At 52.1% G+C, this 17928-nt stretch carries 16 protein-coding genes and 1 pseudogene; 9 read left to right on the plus strand and 8 right to left on the minus strand.

The features are described 5' to 3' along the window. Window positions 1-6: 6 nt before the first annotated feature. From pqiA to rmf, 4 genes are all read left to right on the plus strand, one after another. Window positions 7-1275, plus strand: coding sequence for a membrane integrity-associated transporter subunit PqiA (pqiA, locus tag AC2CGP_RS16960; protein ID WP_015367438.1), 1269 nt, complete (start codon window positions 7-9; stop codon window positions 1273-1275). Then, window positions 1265-2902, plus strand: a complete 1638-nt coding sequence (pqiB, locus tag AC2CGP_RS16965; protein WP_015704905.1) for an intermembrane transport protein PqiB — start codon at window positions 1265-1267, stop codon at window positions 2900-2902. The genes pqiA and pqiB overlap by 11 nt, the downstream gene beginning before the upstream one ends. Further along, a complete protein-coding gene (gene pqiC, locus AC2CGP_RS16970; RefSeq protein ID WP_484502399.1) occupies window positions 2902-3465 on the plus strand; it encodes a membrane integrity-associated transporter subunit PqiC in 564 nt (187 codons plus the stop codon). Before pqiB ends, pqiC begins: the two co-directional genes overlap by 1 nt. Before the next feature lie 254 nt (window positions 3466-3719). Then, window positions 3720-3887, plus strand: coding sequence for a ribosome modulation factor (rmf, locus tag AC2CGP_RS16975; RefSeq protein ID WP_015704906.1), 168 nt, complete (start codon window positions 3720-3722; stop codon window positions 3885-3887). 76 nt (window positions 3888-3963) lie between these two features. Here the strand turns inward: rmf and fabA are convergent, their stop codons facing one another. Together fabA and AC2CGP_RS16985 are read right to left on the minus strand one after the other, a co-directional pair. Beyond that, on the minus strand, window positions 3964-4482 hold the full coding sequence (fabA, locus tag AC2CGP_RS16980; protein ID WP_015704907.1) for a bifunctional 3-hydroxydecanoyl-ACP dehydratase/trans-2-decenoyl-ACP isomerase: 519 nt from the start codon (window positions 4480-4482) through the stop codon (window positions 3964-3966). Between the two features lie 69 nt (window positions 4483-4551). After that, window positions 4552-6309, minus strand: coding sequence for an AAA family ATPase (locus AC2CGP_RS16985; RefSeq protein WP_334754653.1), 1758 nt, complete (start codon window positions 6307-6309; stop codon window positions 4552-4554). 185 nt (window positions 6310-6494) lie between these two features. Here AC2CGP_RS16985 and matP point away from each other — a divergent pair, with 185 nt between their 5' ends. Further along, complete coding sequence (gene matP / locus AC2CGP_RS16990) at window positions 6495-6947, plus strand: macrodomain Ter protein MatP (protein ID WP_015367432.1); 453 nt, start codon at window positions 6495-6497, stop codon at window positions 6945-6947. A gap of 91 nt (window positions 6948-7038) precedes the next feature. Here matP and ompA read toward each other — a convergent pair whose 3' ends face one another. Further along, window positions 7039-8091: a porin OmpA gene (gene ompA, locus AC2CGP_RS16995; RefSeq protein ID WP_080473199.1), complete on the minus strand. Its 1053-nt coding sequence runs from the start codon at window positions 8089-8091 to the stop codon at window positions 7039-7041. 352 nt (window positions 8092-8443) lie between these two features. Further along, entirely contained in the window at window positions 8444-8953 is a 510-nt protein-coding gene (gene sulA, locus AC2CGP_RS17000) for an SOS-induced cell division inhibitor SulA (protein ID WP_020079240.1), read from the minus strand. 449 nt (window positions 8954-9402) lie between these two features. Here sulA and AC2CGP_RS17005 point away from each other — a divergent pair, with 449 nt between their 5' ends. After that, window positions 9403-10026, plus strand: a complete 624-nt coding sequence (locus AC2CGP_RS17005; protein ID WP_026612357.1) for a TfoX/Sxy family DNA transformation protein — start codon at window positions 9403-9405, stop codon at window positions 10024-10026. On the opposite strand, the gene yccS is transcribed toward AC2CGP_RS17005, so the two are convergent. Further along, entirely contained in the window at window positions 10014-12149 is a 2136-nt protein-coding gene (gene yccS, locus AC2CGP_RS17010) for a YccS family putative transporter (RefSeq protein WP_484502400.1), read from the minus strand. The two genes, AC2CGP_RS17005 and yccS, sit on opposite strands and share 13 nt — an antisense overlap. A 17-nt stretch (window positions 12150-12166) precedes the next feature. Next, complete coding sequence (locus AC2CGP_RS17015) at window positions 12167-12613, minus strand: YccF domain-containing protein (RefSeq protein ID WP_020079238.1); 447 nt, start codon at window positions 12611-12613, stop codon at window positions 12167-12169. A gap of 123 nt (window positions 12614-12736) precedes the next feature. Here AC2CGP_RS17015 and helD point away from each other — a divergent pair, with 123 nt between their 5' ends. Next, window positions 12737-14791 carry a DNA helicase IV gene (helD, locus tag AC2CGP_RS17020; RefSeq protein WP_213759807.1) on the plus strand — a complete coding sequence of 685 codons (2055 nt, stop codon included), beginning with the start codon at window positions 12737-12739 and terminating at the stop codon, window positions 14789-14791. 30 nt (window positions 14792-14821) lie between these two features. Here helD and mgsA read toward each other — a convergent pair whose 3' ends face one another. Further along, window positions 14822-15280 (minus strand): methylglyoxal synthase, encoded by a 459-nt coding sequence (gene mgsA / locus AC2CGP_RS17025; protein ID WP_015367424.1) that lies wholly within the window; start codon window positions 15278-15280, stop codon window positions 14822-14824. A gap of 157 nt (window positions 15281-15437) precedes the next feature. On the opposite strand from mgsA, the gene AC2CGP_RS17030 reads away from it, so the two are divergent. Then, a complete protein-coding gene (locus AC2CGP_RS17030) occupies window positions 15438-15851 on the plus strand; it encodes a CoA-binding protein (RefSeq protein WP_020079236.1) in 414 nt (137 codons plus the stop codon). Between the two features lie 45 nt (window positions 15852-15896). Here AC2CGP_RS17030 and AC2CGP_RS17035 read toward each other — a convergent pair. Continuing rightward, window positions 15897-16290, minus strand: a pseudogene (locus AC2CGP_RS17035) (transposase family protein); the annotation flags it as partial. A 628-nt stretch (window positions 16291-16918) separates the two neighbouring features. On the opposite strand from AC2CGP_RS17035, the gene AC2CGP_RS17040 reads away from it, so the two are divergent. Then, a partial coding sequence (locus AC2CGP_RS17040; RefSeq protein ID WP_484502401.1) for a BapA/Bap/LapF family prefix-like domain-containing protein occupies window positions 16919-17928 on the plus strand: 1010 nt, incomplete at its 3' end.

Consider the following 17928-nt stretch of genomic DNA (forward strand, 5'->3'; position numbering starts at 1 on the left):
GTGTTCATGTGCGATCATCATCATGCTGCGCGGCACATATTGTGCCCACAATGTGATCTGCTGGTGGCTTTGCCGCCGCTGGAGCATCGCCAGAAAGCCGCATGCCCACGCTGCGGCACCACGCTCACCACATCGTGGGACGCGCCGCGGCAGCGCCCCACGGCCTATGCGCTGGTGGCGCTGTTCATGTTGCTGCTGGCGAACCTGTTTCCTTTTGTTTATATGAAAGTCGGCGGGATCAGCAGCGAAATTGAGCTGCTGGAAATCCCTAATGTGCTGTTCAGCGAGGATTACGCCAGCCTCGGTACGTTCTTTTTACTCTTTGTCCAACTGGTCCCGGCGTTTTGTCTGGTGACCATCTTATTGTTGGTCAATCGCGTTCATATGCCTTCACGCTTGAAGGCGTTTCTGGCGCGGATTTTGTTTCACCTCAAAAGCTGGGGGATGGCGGAGATTTTCCTCGCCGGGGTGCTGGTCAGCTTCGTTAAACTCATGGCCTATGGTGATATCGGCGTTGGGCTGAGCTTTGTTCCCTGGTGTCTGTTCTGCCTGCTGCAATTGCGGGCGTTTCAGTGCGTCGATCGCCGCTGGCTGTGGGACGACATTGCGCCAATGCCGGTCATTAAGCAGCCGCTGCGCCCTGGCGTGCCGGGGCTTCGTCAGGGATTGCGTTCCTGCTCGTGCTGCACGGCGGTGCTGCCAGCGGATGAGAAAGAGTGTCCGCGCTGTCACACCAAAGGTACCCCGCGGCGTAAAAACAGCCTGCAGTGGACGCTGGCGCTGCTGATGACGTCATTTGTGCTCTATTTACCCGCCAATATTCTGCCGATTATGATTACCGATCTGCTGGGCGATAAAATGCCGTCGACAATCATGGCGGGCGTCGTTCTGCTGTGGAGTGAGGGCTCTTACCCGGTCGCGCTGGTTATCTTTATCGCCAGTATCATGGTGCCGACGTTAAAAATGATCGCTATCGGCTGGCTATGCTGGAGTGCGAACGGAAACGGCGCGCGTGATTCAGAGCGTATGCACCTGATTTATGAAGTGGTTGAATTTGTTGGCCGTTGGTCAATGATCGACGTTTTTGTCATCGCGGTACTCTCGGCGCTGGTGCGTATGGGAGGCTTGATGAATATCTATCCGGCGATAGGCGCGGTGATGTTCGCGCTGGTCGTTGTTATGACCATGTTCTCGGCCATGATGTTTGACCCACGTCTATTGTGGGACCGTGAACCAGATCCAAGCCATGAGGAAATGCAACAGCATGGAAAATAAGAGCGGAGAAGCGAAAGTGCAGAAGGTGAAGAACTGGTCACCGGTCTGGATCTTTCCGATTGTGACTGTGCTCATCGGCGCATGGATACTGTTTTACCACTACAGCCACCAGGGGCCGGAGGTGACGCTTATCACCACCAACGCCGAAGGCATTGAAGGGGGTAAAACGCGTATCAAGAGCCGCAGCGTTGATGTCGGGGTAGTGGAAAGCGCTATCCTGACTGATGACCTGAAACATGTAGAAATTAAAGCGCGTCTGAACTCGGGGATGCAGAAGCTGCTGCATAAAGACTCGGTGTTCTGGGTGGTGAAACCGCAGGTGGGGCGCGAGGGGATTAGCGGCCTCGGCACCTTGCTTTCCGGTGCCTATATCGAATTGCAGCCAGGTAAAGAAGGTTCTGTGGCGCCGCAGTATCCGCTGTTGGATTCGCCGCCATTGGCTTCACCGGATGCCAAAGGCATCCGTGTTCTGCTGGAAAGTAGCAAAGCCGGGCAACTCTCGCCTGGCGATCCGGTGCTGTTCCGCGGCTATCGCGTCGGTTCGGTTGAAACCAGTACCTTTGATACGCAGAAGCGCCGCATCACTTATCAGCTGTTTATCAATGCGCCGAACGACCGTCTGGTGACGACCAACGTTCGCTTCTGGAAAGATAGCGGTATCGCGGTTGACCTCACGTCCGCGGGAATGCGCGTCGAGATGGGATCGCTGTCGACGCTGTTTGGCGGCGGTGTGAGCTTTGACATTCCGGAAGGACTTGATCTCGGCGAGCCGGTGGCGAATAAAACGGAATACCACCTGTTTGACGATCAGAAGAGTATTCAGGATTCGGTGTTCACCCAGCATATTGATTACGTCCTGTTCTTTAAAGATTCAGTGCGTGGTCTGCAGCCAGGGGCGCCGGTTGAATTCCGCGGTATTCGTCTTGGTACCGTCGGCAAAGTGCCGTTCTTTATCCCCGGTTTGAAACAGAGCCTGAACGATGATTATCGTATCCCGGTTGAAATACGTATCGAGCCGGAACGTCTGATCAATCAACTGGGCGGCGATCCGAACATTCGCGCGCATATTGACGATCTGATCAACCGCGGGCTTCGTGCTTCGCTGAAAACCGGCAACCTGGTCACCGGCGCGCTGTATATCGATCTCGACTTCTATCCGAAAGCGCCTCCGCGCGGCAAGATTCAGGAGTTCGGCGGCTATCCGATCATTCCAACCGTCAGCGGCGGTCTGGCACAGATCCAGCAGCGTCTGATGGATGCGCTCGATAAGATTAACAATCTGCCGATTAACCCGCTGCTGGAGCAGGCGACCAGTACCCTGGCGCAGAGCCAGAAAACCATGCAGCGTGTCCAGACTACGCTCGACAACTTGAATAAGATCACTTCAAGCCAGTCGATGCAGCAGCTTCCAGCTGATATGCAGAGTACGTTGCGCGAGTTGAACCGCAGTATGCAGGGCTTCCAGCCTGGCTCGGCGGCCTACAATAAGATGGTTGCGGATATGCAGCGACTGGATCAGGTGCTTCGTGAACTGCAGCCGGTACTGAAAACCCTCAACGACAAGAGCAATGCGCTGGTATTTGAGGCCAAGGATAAAAAAGATCCGCAGCCGAAGGGAGCGAAATAATGAAAAAGTGGTTAGTAGCGGCAGCGGTATGCGTACTGACGGCCTGCAGCAGCGGTGGTGAGAATAAAACTTACTATCAATTACCGGTAGCAAAGAGCGGCGCGCAAAGCGCCGTCAACCAGAGCAAGAATTTGCTGTGGGTTGAGCAGGTCAGTATCCCTGATTATCTGGCCGGGAATGGCGTGGTTTATCAGACTACCGATGTGCAGTATGTGATTGCTAATAACAATCTGTGGGCGAGCCCGCTGGACCAGCAGTTACGTACCACGCTGGTGGCGAATCTGAGCAATCAACTGCCGGGTTGGGTGGTGGCATCGCAGCCGTTAGGCAGCGAGCAGGATACGCTTAATGTCTCCGTTAGCGGCTTCCACGGCCGCTACGACGGCCGGGTCATTGTTAGCGGTGAATGGCTGCTTAAGCATCAGGGGCAGTTAATCAAGCGTCCGTTCAATATTGAACTTAAGCAACAGCAAGATGGCTATGACGCGATGGTTAAGACCCTGGCGCAGGCCTGGAGCCAGGAAGCCACCGCGATTGCGAGTGAGTTGAACCGCCTGCCATAAGTAAAATTAATAAAATTAAAGCCGCCGCGACCTGAAAAATCGCCGCGGCTTTTTTATTTGCCGCATCAGGTTGATAGTTGTGCTGGCTCACGATTTTTGTACAAATGAACTTTCATATAGCTCACAAATATGACACTGGCGTGAATTTTGCGCATTGACGCTGCCTGCGTTTCGCGGTAAAGGTTATACGTGGTTGCATATTTAGTGACCACTGTTTTCTTTTCCACCAGATCAAATAATGAGGGAAACGAGGCATGAAGAGACAAAAACGAGATCGCCTGGAACGGGCACATCAGCGTGGATATCAGGCCGGCATTACCGGTAGATCGAAAGAAATGTGTCCCTACCAGACCCTTAATCAGAGGTCCCATTGGCTAGGAGGTTGGCGAGAAGCCATGGAGGACAGGGTGCAGACTGCCTGACTGTCTCTTTAAAAAAGAAGCCTTCGCATTGCGAAGGCTTCGCCTTTTGTACTTAAGGATAAGTACGGAAGGTAAATCAGAACGCGGAAGTATCCTGGAACAGACCTACTTTCAGGTCAGTTGCAGAGTAGATCAGACGACCATCTACCAGCACTTCGCCATCCGCCAGGCCCATGATCAGGCGACGGTTTACGATGCGTTTGAAGTGGATACGATAGGTGACTTTTTTCGCCGTCGGCAGAATCTGACCGGTAAATTTCACTTCGCCTACGCCCAGCGCACGGCCTTTCCCTTCGCCGCCCAGCCAGCCCAGATAGAAGCCAACCAGTTGCCACATTGCGTCCAGACCCAGGCAGCCAGGCATTACCGGGTCGCCGATGAAGTGACAACCGAAGAACCACAGGTCCGGGTTGATGTCGAGCTCAGCTTCAACGTAACCTTTGTCGTAGTTGCCGCCGGTTTCGGTCATCTTGACGACGCGGTCCATCATCAGCATGCTCGGCGCCGGCAGTTGCGGGCCTTTCGCGCCAAACAGTTCACCACGACCAGAGGCAAGAAGATCTTCTTTTGTATAGGATTCGCGTTTATCTACCATGTTTTCAGTAAGCCTTATTTTGAGTTCGGGACGCAGGATAGCTAACACGTGTAAGCTGAACAAGTCCGATCAGTTCGAATTTGATCCGCCTAACCAGCGTAGCGGCCATGGAAAACGATGGCGAGTCTCTTGTTGCATCGCCTGCGCAATCCGTTCCTGAATGGTTTGTCGTAGCGTTTGTCCTTCACCATCCCACTGCAGCTGGGTGAGAAGCGGCAGGGCTTCGGTAACGTCGTCAATGGCCCAGATAAAGAACTGCTCGTCAGCCACCGCCTGGCGAAGTTCCGCCGCCAGGCTCAGATGACGGACGTTGGCTGAAGGGATGATGACGCCTTGCTTGCCTGTTAATCCGCGCTGCTGGCAGATGGTAAAGAAACCTTCAATCTTTTCATTCAGTCCGCCGACCGGTTGGACGCGACCGAACTGATCGACCGAGCCGGTAATCGCAATACTCTGGTTAATCGGCACATTGGCCAGCGCGCTGATAAGCGCGCACAGCTCAGCCATTGAGGCGCTATCGCCATCCACTTCACTGTAGGACTGCTCGAAGGTTAGTGAAGCGCTAAATGGCAGCTGCTGTTCAAGTTCGAGCTCGGACATAATAAACGCCTGCATGATCATCATGCCTTTGGCGTGAATATTACCGCCCAGTTCAGCTTTACGCTCAACGTCAATAAATTCGCCGTCGCCGATATGTACCACGCAGCTGATGCGCGAAGGTTCGCCAAAGGCGCGCGGGTGTCCTGGAAACTCGATTACCGACAGGGCATTGATTTGGCCGATGCATTCGCCTTCGGTATCAATCATGATCTGATCGAGAAGAATTTCATCGCGCATCCGCTCGGCAAGGTAGCCTTCACGCCATTCACGGCGCTCAAGCATAGTTTGCATCTCCGCGCCGCTAATCAATTCGCCTTCGCAGAAGGCTGCCGCTTCACGCAGCTGACGGCCAATCCAGAGAGGGGAAAGCGGAAGCGTCTCCTGATCGCCGGTGTCGCGCGCGCCTTCTGCAATCAGCAGCGGCCATGCGTCAGCCGCCGGCCCCGGCAGCGAAAGCTGACGAGCATGTTGCCAGACCCACTGGCACCAGAGTTTCAGGGTGTCGGCATCGGCTATCTGCAGGTTATCTTCATACTCGCTATAAATGGCCTGCGACGCGAGTTCCGGTTCCATCTCCTGAAAGTCAGCCAGCGCATCACGCTCGCCGATCAGAATGATCCTCAGGTTCAGCGGCATGGAAGGAATGCTAACGGGAAGAGGGCGGGATTCATCAATGGACAACCAGTCAAAGCGCTGACGGGTCACCATGTTCTTCAGGCGCATCCATAGCAGCGGCTGGGCCAGTAGCGCACGCAGGGAGAGCAACAGGACGCCGCCGTTCGCGCGGTGCACCAGACCCGGCTGCAGCGAAATTTCGCCGTTAAACTGGCGTACGCAACCAAAGAGCTGTTCCGCTTCAATCCAGTCGGCGGATTCAACCGGACCGTTGCTGGCAAAATTGTCTTCCGCGCTTTGTGCCGGCGACATGGTTACGTTGCCGCCGTTGACCTGATAGCGTACACCGCATAGCGCTGTCGTGGACTGCTGCAGGCTGCGCGCGGCTTCGGCTACCCAATGCAGATATTCAGGTTCTTCCGGCGCCTTTACCAGCATAAATGATGAAATGGCTGGCGTGATCAGAAGCTGTTCCAGCGCATAAAATAAACGGGGTTGTAGATCGCCGGCGAGGGATGCCTCTGTCTCGGCGAGATTGACCTGGGTAAACAGCGCCTGATAACTTTCCGTATCAGGAGCGAGGTCGTTTCGGGTAAGTTTCGTAATGGTCAAAGTCGCTGTTTTTTAGTCAGATGTAAAACGAGCGATTATACCCGATACCGCGTCTGCGCACACGGAGGATTGCGTTTATCACGCTGATAATGGAATCGTCCACTTCACGAAAGATGATTTATTCTCAGCACATCCAGAAAAAACTGATATCCTGAAATGAGTTACACGGTCACATTGAGATCGCAATGAAATATCAACAACTGGAAAACCTTGAAAGCGGCTGGAAATGGAAATATCTGGTAAAGAAGCACCGGGAAGGTGAGTTGATTACCCGCTACATTGAAGCCAGCGCTGCGCAAGCCGCGGTCGATGTCTTGCTGACGCTCGAAAATGAACCTGTTCTGGTGAATACCTGGATCGATCAGCATATGAATCCGGAGCTCGCTAACCGGATGAAGCAGACTATTCGCGCACGACGCAAGCGTCATTTTAACGCCGAGCATCAGCATACGCGGAAAAAGTCCATCGATCTGGAGTTCGTTGTCTGGCAACGCCTGGCCGGGCTTGCGCAACGGCGAGGCAAGACATTATCAGAAACCATCGTACAGCTAATTGAAGACGCCGAGCATAAAGAAAAATATGCCAGCAAGATGTCGAGCCTGAAGCACGATCTGCAGGTGCTCTTAGGAAAAGAGTAAGTAGCGGCCAACGTTGCTTGAGATTTTCCTCTGAGCTCAAATTCAGGCCAAAAAAAACCCCGCATTAGCGGGGTTTTTTATCGTAGGAAACTTAAGCCTGCGGCTGAGTTACTACGTCTTTGTAACCTTTAACTTCGATCGCAACGCGACGATCCGGAGCCAGGCAGTCGATCAGTGCAGCGCGAGCTTTCACGTTGTCACAGGTGTTGCCGGTAACCGGATCAGATTCGCCCATACCGCGAGCAGAGATCTTGTTAGCCGGGATGCCTTTAGCTACGAGGTAGTCAACAACGGACTGAGCACGTTTCTCAGACAGTTTCTGGTTGTACTGCTCGGAACCGATGCGGTCGGTGTAACCCAGAACAACTGCAGAACCGTCTTTCGGGTCCATGTTGCTCAGCTGGGTGTACAGCTGATCCAGAGCCTGCTGACCTTCTGGTTTCAGAGTTGCTTTGTTGAAGTTGAACAGTACGTCAGACTTCAGGGTGAAGGTCTTGGTGGTGACTTCCGGAGCCGGAGCTGGAGCCGGAGCTACAACCGGTGCATTGTCTTCCTGACCGAAACGGTAGGAAACACCAACGCTCAGCATGCCGTTGTCCGGACGAACGCCTACAGTGCCAGCGTCGCCGATGTTGTTAACCCACTGGTATTCCAGACGGGTAGCGATGTCACGGGTCATAGCCCACTCAACGCCGCCAGCGAATACTGGGGAAACGCCGGTGTCGTGGTTGTCGCCAGCGATGCTGTTGCTGGAGTCAGCGCGCCATACCATGCCGCCCAGACGGGTGTAGATGTCCAGATCGTCAGTGATCGGGTAACCCAGTTTAGCTGTCAGCTGAACGCCCTGAGCTTTGAATGCGCCGTTAACTTTGTCGCCTTTGTAAGGCATACGGCCCAGCCAGTCGTAACCCATTTCGAAACCGAGGTACGGGTTAACCTGATAACCACCGAACGCACCAGCGCCCAGCTGGCTTTCGTGGGTCGGGCCATTGTTGTTCAGGTTGCTGTTGTACCAGCCGGTGTCATGGAACTGGGACCAACCCAGTTTACCACCTGCATACCAGGTGTTATCTTTCGGAGCGGCCTGCGCTACGGTAGCGAAGCCAGCCAGTGCCACTGCAATCGCGATAGCTGTCTTTTTCATTTTTTGCGCCTCATTATCATCCAAAATTCGCCATGAAGGTACATAAGACCTCACGGTTAAATCCTTCACCGGGGGCGTGACTCGTTGTTAACTATGCTGATACATGCAGCGTAAGCCGATCACCCCTGGCGATGTAAAGTCTACAACTTAGTTAGAAACTTACAAGTGTGAACTCGGTCAGGCATATGAAAAAAAAGGGTTGTATACACAATATTTAACAAATATGGTTAATTTGTGAACGCGGTGAAAAGTCGCAAAACCGCACCACACCGGGATCTCTGTGAAATTAACCACTTTGCGAGAATGGTTTTTGACGAGGCAAAAAAAATTCCAGGATTAATCCTAATTTCACTCAATGATATAAATTTGAGTGAATTTTTAGCCCACTTAATTGTCTCCCAGGCTGGCTTGTATTTCTCACCGGACGCATGATAAAGCCCATCGCATGACCTTCTTCTGCGGCGAGCGCCAGACGTTCATGTTCTTGTTCAGTAAGTTCATCCGTCAGCCAGCCAATAACCACGCTATAATTCCCGGTACGTAAAGCGCGAATCATCGATTCCAAAGTATTGCAGGGCGACATCTGGTTAATCTGCATCACTTTTGAAAGCGGAAGGCCGGACGACTGTACCCATTCTTTACTCAGCTTTTGCTGCGGGGTGAGCCACAGTTGCCAGCGCGACTGCTGGCCAAGCTGCTGTAATAAAGGTAGCAGCAAAAGCTGCGTCATCATGGGTTGATCTTCGCGATAGACGATTTCACTAATCAGCCCAGTGGCTGAATGTTCGACGACGCTGTGCGAAGGGCGACGTACTGAAGCCGAAGTCAGTGGTGAACGATTTGCGTGAGCTGAAGTAAACATAGTCTATCTCGCCTGTGGGTTACTGTATGCATATACAGTATATCTGCCAGGGGGCGTCGTCAACCTCATTTTCCCATTTTTGCATATATTTTATGCGCTCTACCCGGCTATGAATTATCGCTGCGGCGACTTATTTATATGAATTCACTGTCTCTATGTTGAACCCGCAGGCGACATTTTCCTCCGTTAATCTTTACTTCACGGCTGCCGGGCGTGTCCTCAATGGGGCCGATATGCTGTTCATCAATTAACATTGCTTAAGTATTCAGCGAGTCTCTGTAACACAATTTGCAGAATAACTTTTTCCTGAAAGCGCCTCGCAAAACAGCGAGCTGATTGAGATGAAGCCAAAATTCATCTTGCTGCACAAAACGAACTCACTTATTTTCTTCAATAACGGATCCGTTAATAAAATTACTTTTATGTGCATGATTACCAAAGGAATGATCATGAAGAAAATTTCAAAATTACGGTTCCTCCAGTTTCAGGAGTGCCTTTCCCCCTTAGGTAAAATCAGTAGCCGGCCTTTATTCGGCGGGTATAGTCTGGCGATTGAAAATACCGTATTCGCCATGGTGGCTGAGGGCGAAATCTATCTTAGGGTTTGCGAACAAAGCGCCTCTTATCGGGTTGAACATCACAGCCCGATGCTGATGATGCGCAAGAATGGCCGGCCAGTGGCCTTAAAGTATTACCGGATAGATGAAGCACTATGGCAGGACAGTAAAATGCTGTTTCACCTATCGCAGCTGTCATTGCATTCGGCGCGAAGCGAAAAGCAGCATCAGCGTGATTCCGGCAGACTAAAGAATTTGCCTAATATCAGCTTCCATATGGAGTTGATGTTGATCCATGCCGGAATAACCGATGTGAAAATGCTGCGTACACTCGGGGCGGAAAAGAGCTGGTTAAAATTGAGAGAGCATAATAAAGGAATATCAATCAATGTCCTTGAGTCCCTGGCGGGCGCGATTGCCGGCATTCATTCCGCCGCGCTCCCGGCGCAGCGGCGCCAGGAGCTACGGGAGTGGGCTAATACACAAGGATACAGCGTGGAGGATTATTCCGGTTGACCAGCAATCCGGCGCTGCAGACGACATATTTCCGGCAGCAGTGCGAGCAGTAGCCCAATCTGCTGCAGGACCAATGGTTCTTTACTGTCGGCTCGCGGCTCCAGATGTTGAATTCGCGATTGCAGGTTGCTGAGCGCCTGCTGAACACGCTGTTCGTCTGCGGGAGAATGATGCAGCGCATCATCGACGTAGCAGACGGCATCATCGAGTAACGCCAGTATTTCCGGAGTCGTCAGTTTTTCCCTGTGCGCCCCCAACGCGGAAATATAGCTGGTAAAGGTATGGTTAAGACACAACAGGCGGAATGCCGTTTCACGCATCGTGGTGTCGGCTTTAGGCTCTGTGGATAAATTTGATACCACTGATGCCAGTTCGCTATCCCGGTTATGTGCGTTACGCCGGGCAACGCGATACTCAAGACGGTTATCGCGCCCCTGATGATACTGCTCGAGAATAGCGTCAAGATAACGGCAGTTAGCGTTGATGGCCTGATCCAGTACGCGAGGTAAGTTACGGAAGTTCCAGTCAGGCCAGATAAAGGTCACTGCCGCCCAGGCGATGGCGCAGCCGATCAGCGTATCAAGGATACGCGGTAAAGCGACTTCGAATCCTTCACCTAACAGGTTAAAGCACAGCAGTACCAGCAGCGTGATAAACATCGTGGCGTGCGCATACTGCACGTTGCGAAAAGCGAAAAACAGCACGCCGGTTAGTACAATGAGCAGCAGCTGGCCTTCAACCGAGGGAACCAGCAGCAGCACCGGTAGGCCGATCGCGACGCCAATCAATGTACCGATGATCCTTAACGCCAGACGATGCCGGGTCGCGTTATAGTTCGGCTGACAAACAAACAGGCTGGTAAGCAAAATCCAGTAACCGTGGTTGAGGCCGGTAAACTGAATGAACGCATAGCCCGCGCACAGCACCAGTGACATTCGCACCGCGTGGCGGAAAAGCGCCGATTCCGGCGTCATATTGCTGCGCAGTCGTAACCAGATATCGCTAAACCCGCTAGGGCGATCGTCGGCAAGCAGATTTTCGGGATGGTTGCTGGCCAGCACGCTGGTCTGCACCGATTCGATAGTTGCCAATTGCGCATCAATAGCGCGTAGGTTATTGAGCAGAAAACCCAGCGCTTTGACCTGATCTTGCGGCGCGCCGCTGGCGCGGACGCGATCCAGCGCCGCGTCCAGATGCATAAAGGCACGTTCAAAGTGCGCATCATGCTGATACGGGATGCGTAAGAGAATAGCGCGGGAAAGTTTTTGACAGGCCTGCGCCTGCATTGACAACATCCGTTGGAAACGGAACATCACATCGCTGTAGCGGAAATGGTCGCGAAGCGTCTGATACTGAATATGTGATGAGCGGGCACGCTCATGAATGTCCTGGGCGACGAAATAATACTGAAGGGTGCGACGAGTGCCGCGTTGCCCGCGGTCGCCGCGCAGGCGTGTCAGTAAAGACGCTTTCGTCTGGTTAAGCATCGCAACCAGCTTGCCGTTAGCGAGCGCCAGATCGTACAACGGGGCCTGACTTTCATCTTCGATATCCGGATCGAACAGTCGGGATTTAAGTTCAAGGTATTGGGCCAGCTGTTCATAGCTGCGCGCAAGGTTATCCTGCAGTGGGCGGATGGGAAAAATAAGATGCCCTGCGAGCGTCAATACGTTGTACCAGATGGCGCCAGCCAGCAAAAAGAGCGGCTGCAGGTACCAACTGTTATACAGAGTGACCCCTAACATGGTGTAGATAGCGATCAGTAAGGCGCCGAAAGCAATGGTGGCATAGCGTTGACCCAGCCCGCCGAGCAGGATAAAACCCGTCGTGGACAGGGTTAACCCAATAGCAAACAGCCACGGCCATGGAAACAGTAACTCCACCGACGCGGAGGCAATAAAGAAGCAGACCAGCGTAATAGCGAGATTACGTAACCGCCCGGTAAGGCGATCGTCGAGGTCGGTCAACGCCGCGGCAACCACCCCAAGCGTTAACGGGATGGTGAGTTTGACTTCGCCAATCCACCACGGCGCAACCGTGGTGCCACAAAGCGCAATAAATATCCTGGCGTTATATAGCCAGGCGCTATTCCATGTATAACGGCGGAGCAGGGGGCTTAACATAACAGTGTTCCGTACAATTACTGAAAGCGACGGCGGGCGTTGGCTTCGCGCGCGGCGCGAGCCGTTTCAACGGAGACCACGCGGCGTCCTACCGGCCAAAGTGCAATGGCGGCAATTTTAAAATTGGCGATCCCCACGGGGATACCAATGATGGTCAGGCACTGCGCAATACCGCTGAAAATATGCATCAGGCACAGCCACCAACCGAAGAACATGAACCACAAAATATTCAAAATAGTGCCGCCCGCGTTCAGTAAACTGTTTTTTGCTTCAGGTTCCAGTTCATCAACATGAATTGCTTCATTACCGTAGGGGAACAGCGATAGTCTGGTGATTTCCCAACATGAACGCGTCAGCGGTAACGTGAAGATCAAAATAATACTGACCAGCGTCGCCAGTAGCCAACCGAGCGTGGTGGCGAAACCGCCAAGAACAAAGTTCAAAATATTCAGAATGGTACGCATAAACCCTCTGGTTAACCCTGTGGATAATAAGACCCGGCAATTGTAACGTTTTTTTGCGCTGGAGCACCTGCTCGCGGGCGGTTAAACTTAAAAACATTCAAACTGATTGAAATTTGGCGATATATGGAACTTAAAGCGACAACATTGGGCAAACGCATGGCACAGCATCCTTATGATCGGGTGCAGTTGCTTAATGCCGGGGTAAAAGTCTCAGGCGATCGTCATGAGTATCTTATACCTTTCAATCAGTTATTGTCAGTTCAATGTAAGCGTGGCCTGGTGTGGGGTGAACTGGAATTCGTGCTGCCGGAAAGCAAAGTTGTGCGTTTGCATGGTACCGAATGGACTGAGACGCAGCATTTCTTTCATCATCTCAATAATCTCTGGCAGCAGTGGAGCGCGGAGATGAGTGAAATTGCCGCGGACCTGCTGCGCCAGCAGTTAAGTGAAATTGAACGAGCCAGCGCTGAAGGTAAGTGGTTGACGCGTCAGCAGGTCGCGGACGTGCAGGATAAAATCCGCCGGGCCTTAACCGGGTTGCCTTTCCCTGAAAGCCGTCTGGATGAATTCGATAATTGCCGCGAACTGTGGCGCCAGTGTCAATGCTGGCTTAGCGATATCGACGAGGCTCGCCTGGCGCATAATCAAGCCTATACCGAAGCCATGCTGGAACAGTATCGCGGTTTCTTCGATAAGATTGAGTCTTCGCCGCTCAACCCGGCGCAGGCGCGGGCGGTAGTTAACGGCGAGCGTTCGCTGCTGGTTCTTGCCGGCGCCGGTAGCGGCAAAACGTCGGTACTGGTCGCTCGTGCCGGGTGGTTATTAAATCGCGGCGAAGCAGCGGCGGATCAGATCCTCCTACTGGCCTTTGGCCGTCAGGCGGCTCAGGAAATGGATGAACGTATTCAGGAGCGGTTGGGAACTGACGAGATTGCCGCGCGAACGTTCCATTCACTGGCGTTACATATTATTCAGCAGGGCAGCAAGAAAGTGCCGGCGATCAGTAAGCTGGAAAACGATACAGCCGCCCGGCAAAAGCTATTGTTGAAGGCCTGGCAGCAGCAGTGTCAGGAGAAAAAAGCGCAGGCCAAAGGCTGGCGTCAGTGGCTGGTAGATGAGATGGAGTGGCAGATTGACGAAGGCGATTTCTGGCAGGATCGCGCGCTGCTGCGCCGCCTGGCCGGCCGCCTTGACCGCTGGGTTAGTTTAATGCGCATGCACGGCGGCTCGCAGGCGGAGATGATCGCCAGCGCCCCTGAAGAAGTCAGCGATCTTTTTAATAAGCGTGTGAAACTGATGGCCCCGCTGCTGAAAGCCTGGAAAGCAGCGTTGAAAGAGGAAAATGCCGTTGATTTCTCCGGGCTTATACACCAGGCGGTCAACATACTGGATAAAGGCCGTTTTGTGAGCCCCTGGAAACATATTCTGGTTGATGAGTTTCAGGATATCTCTCCACAGCGTGCTGAATTGCTGGCGGCGCTGCGCCGGCAAAATAAACAGACCTCGTTATTTGCCGTGGGTGACGATTGGCAGGCGATTTATCGCTTCAGCGGCGCGCAGCTCTCTTTAACCACGGCGTTTAACCACTACTTTGGCGAAGGAGATTGCTGCGCGCTGGATACCACCTATCGATTTAACGGTCGTATCGGCGAGATTGCTAATGGTTTTATTCAGCAAAACCCGCATCAACTGGCTAAACCGCTGAATAGTCTCACGGCTGGCGATAAGAAAGCGGTGACCCTGCTGCCTGACGATAAACTCGACGATCTGCTCGACAAGTTGAGCGGCTACGTTAAACCCGAACAGCGAATTTTGCTGCTGGCACGCTATCACCATCTGAAACCCGCCGCGCTGGAAAAAGCCGCGACCCGCTGGCCGCATCTGCAGCTAGATTTTATGACAATTCATGCCAGCAAAGGCCAGCAGGCTGACTTTGTTATTGTGTTGGGCCTGCAGGAGGGGGATGACGCCTTCCCGGCGCCGGCAAGAGAGTCGGTAATGGAACAAGCGTTGTTGCCACAGCCGGAAGATTTCCCGGATGCTGAAGAGCGTCGGCTACTGTATGTGGCGATAACCCGCGCTCGCCTGCGGGTCTGGCTGCTGTTCAATAAAGAACGGCCTTCGTCATTTGTTGAGATACTGCAGGAACTGGGCGTGCCGGTAGCGCGAAAGCCCTGATCGTCGGCGGCCATCAGGCCGCCGTGGGGATTACTTCAGGCGCTCGGCAAGGTAGCGTTGGTAATCAGGGATTAAAATTTCAATCGGTTGATTAAAGTCCGGCGACTGGATAATAAAGTCAGCGGTGGCGGCATTCGTGGCTACCGGGATATTCCACACCGTCGCCAGACGCAGGAGCGCTTTGACGTCAGGATCGTGAGGTACCGCATTGAGCGGATCCCAGAAGAAGATCAGTACATCAATTTTCCCTTCCGAAATCAGCGCGCCTACCTGCTGGTCGCCGCCCATCGGTCCGCTCAGCATCGCTTTCACTTCCAGCCCGGTGGCGCGTGAGACCAGGTTGCCGGTGGTCCCGGTTGCATAGAGCTGGTGCTGAGCCAGTAGCGCCTGGTGACGTTCGACCCATTTCATCAGCAGATCTTTGCAGTGATCGTGTGCTACCAGCGCGATATGTTTGCGTGCGGGTAAGGTACGTGTTGTCAGTTCCATAATGGGGTTCCACTTATATTAACCTGCAGACAGAGTACTGGAAGTGACTGATGCTGCAAGCGTCGGAAAGAAAAATTTTGCCGTATCTGTGAGTTAGGCTGGATGGCTGGTTTACATGGATTAGCTTACACTAGGGCTAAAGCGCAGGAGGATTATGATGAAAGAGAACGATATAGCTAGCATTCTGACCACCACCCGGACGATTGCGCTGGTAGGCGCCAGCGACAAACCCGATCGCCCGAGCTATCGGGTAATGAAATATCTGCTAGAACAGGGCTACCACGTCATTCCGGTTTCACCAAAGGTCGCAGGTAAAACCCTACTTGGTCAACAAGGCTATGCCACCCTGGCGGAAGTACCGGAAAAAATCGATATGGTTGATGTGTTCCGCAACTCGGAAGCGGCGTGGGGTGTGGCGCAAGAAGCGGTGGCCATCGGGGCGAAGACGTTGTGGATGCAGCTCGGCGTTATTAATGAACAGGCGGCGGTGATGGCGCGTGAAGCGGGGTTAAATGTGGTGATGGACCGCTGTCCGGCCATTGAAATTCCCCGACTAGGGTTAGCGAAGTAAAGTATGACCCCACCCCGGCGCTGAGGGATCCCCACAAACTCAGCGCTAATAAACCAGTACCATATTCTGGCAGGTTCTGGCGAGGTGATTAAGAACAGTGCTCAGCACTGTTCTTTTTAAAATTAGTGGAGAATTCCTCAGGATATTCTCCACTAATTTCAGATACGAAATAACTCTTCTCTACTTGAGACTATTCGCCTGATATCTAAGATGAAATCTTTTTTTTCAGCATGATAACCCAACGGCCACATTACTATAGTCACCAGATTTGCAGCAGACTCAGTACCAGCAGACGACCCGCTGAATGGCTGTGACTGGCCCTCAGACCAAACTCAAAGCGTTCACTTTTTTCATCGCGGAAATTCTGCTCTATCTGCATTTTTCAGCTGTATAGCTTCATGATTTTTCTGGCTTCAAATTCATTCGTGCTACTAAAGATTGAGCCATTACTGGGGATCCCTCAGCGCATTTGCGGGTTTTTTTATGGACTTAATTTGCAAACAAGGACGTTATTACTTATTTAGATGAGCGAAACGTTTCGTCAATAAAATTGTAATCTAATAAATGTTAATTATCCACAATATAACTAATGTTTATTTATTTTTGGCGGGCAGTAATAGAATAAAAAAATATTAAAAAAGACTCCGAGAATCGTTTTTCTAATTGCCGCGGAAAAGTTGCGGTTTTTATTTTGTGTTATTTGTAAATTTTAATAATTAAAAAATAATTTATCTTTTTATGATTGAAATAGATGATATCCGTCACGGATTTTATTGATATGACACGAACTTGATACAAAAAGAAATGAAGAAGCCAGGAAGTATAATTTTTATTACCATAGATTTCAGTTATGAGTTGGAAAGTTGGCATGAAAAATAATCTCATGTCAAAATGTGTTTTTTCATTGTTTTATTAATTTAATCATGGTGTTGCAGCTGTTTCAGTATGTTTCATTTTTATTTTGTAACATCCTTGCGAGGCCGGAGGTTCTGGTATATCTAATAAGATGCATAATTAAGAATTATCCCATACCTCTGACTGCGTCTTCATCTCAAGGGTGCTTCCTGATGAAAAATATAAATGTGACAGCAAAAGATACAGGTGTGAAATACACCGTTGATGGCAATCAAGTTAACTTAAACACGCAGTCAGTGGTGGTATTGCATATTAAGCGTGAGGATATTAGTTCCTACACCAGGCAAGGTAATGATCTTGTTCTGAAAATAAATGACGGTAGCACCGTTACGCTAAAAAACTTTTTTGTGAATGATGCTAATGGGCATCATAGCGATTTAGTGTTGCAGGATGATGACACTGGCGCGTTGTGGTGGCTTGAGGGAGCCGGAACCAGCGATGCGCATTATTCTCTCATCAGTGATATTTCAGGACTTTTAGCCGCTGGAAGCTCTGGCGGCAGTATCGCGCCATGGGTAATGGCGGGTGCGGCTTTGCTTGGTGTGGGGGCAATGATCGCGGGATCTTCCGATAAAGATCACTCCTCGCATTCTTCGAACGATGATACTGACTCTGATGCGGACAGTGATTCGGATTCGGATAGTGATGCAGATGCAGATAGTGATTCGGATACAGGGCCTGGGGTCGACCCTCTCTCCGCCGCTAAAAACATTACGGTGACAGACGATGTTGCTCTACATACCGGGAGTATATCTAATGGCGGCTTGACCAATGATGCCACTCCGACAATAAGCGGAACCGCGCAGGCTGGTACGACAGTGACCATATACGATGGCACGACTGTAGTGGGTAAGGTAGTCGTTGGTGCTGACGGGAAGTGGAGTTTTACGCTCCCAACACTAAGTGATGGTGAACATTCGCTTAGCACCACCGTATCTGATACGGAAGGTCACACCAGCGGCCACTCGCCGGATTTTGTGCTCACGGTGGACACCACCGTGGCGCCGGTCAGCGATCTGCAGGTGACGGATGACGCGGAGCAGCACACCGGGCCGCTGACCAGCGGGGGACTGACCAATGATGCAACGCCGGCCCTGAGCGGGACGGCGGAAGCCGGGTCGACGGTCACCATTTACGACGGCAGTACAGTGCTGGGTTCCGT

The organism is Klebsiella sp. SYXHC3, from assembly GCF_057196925.1.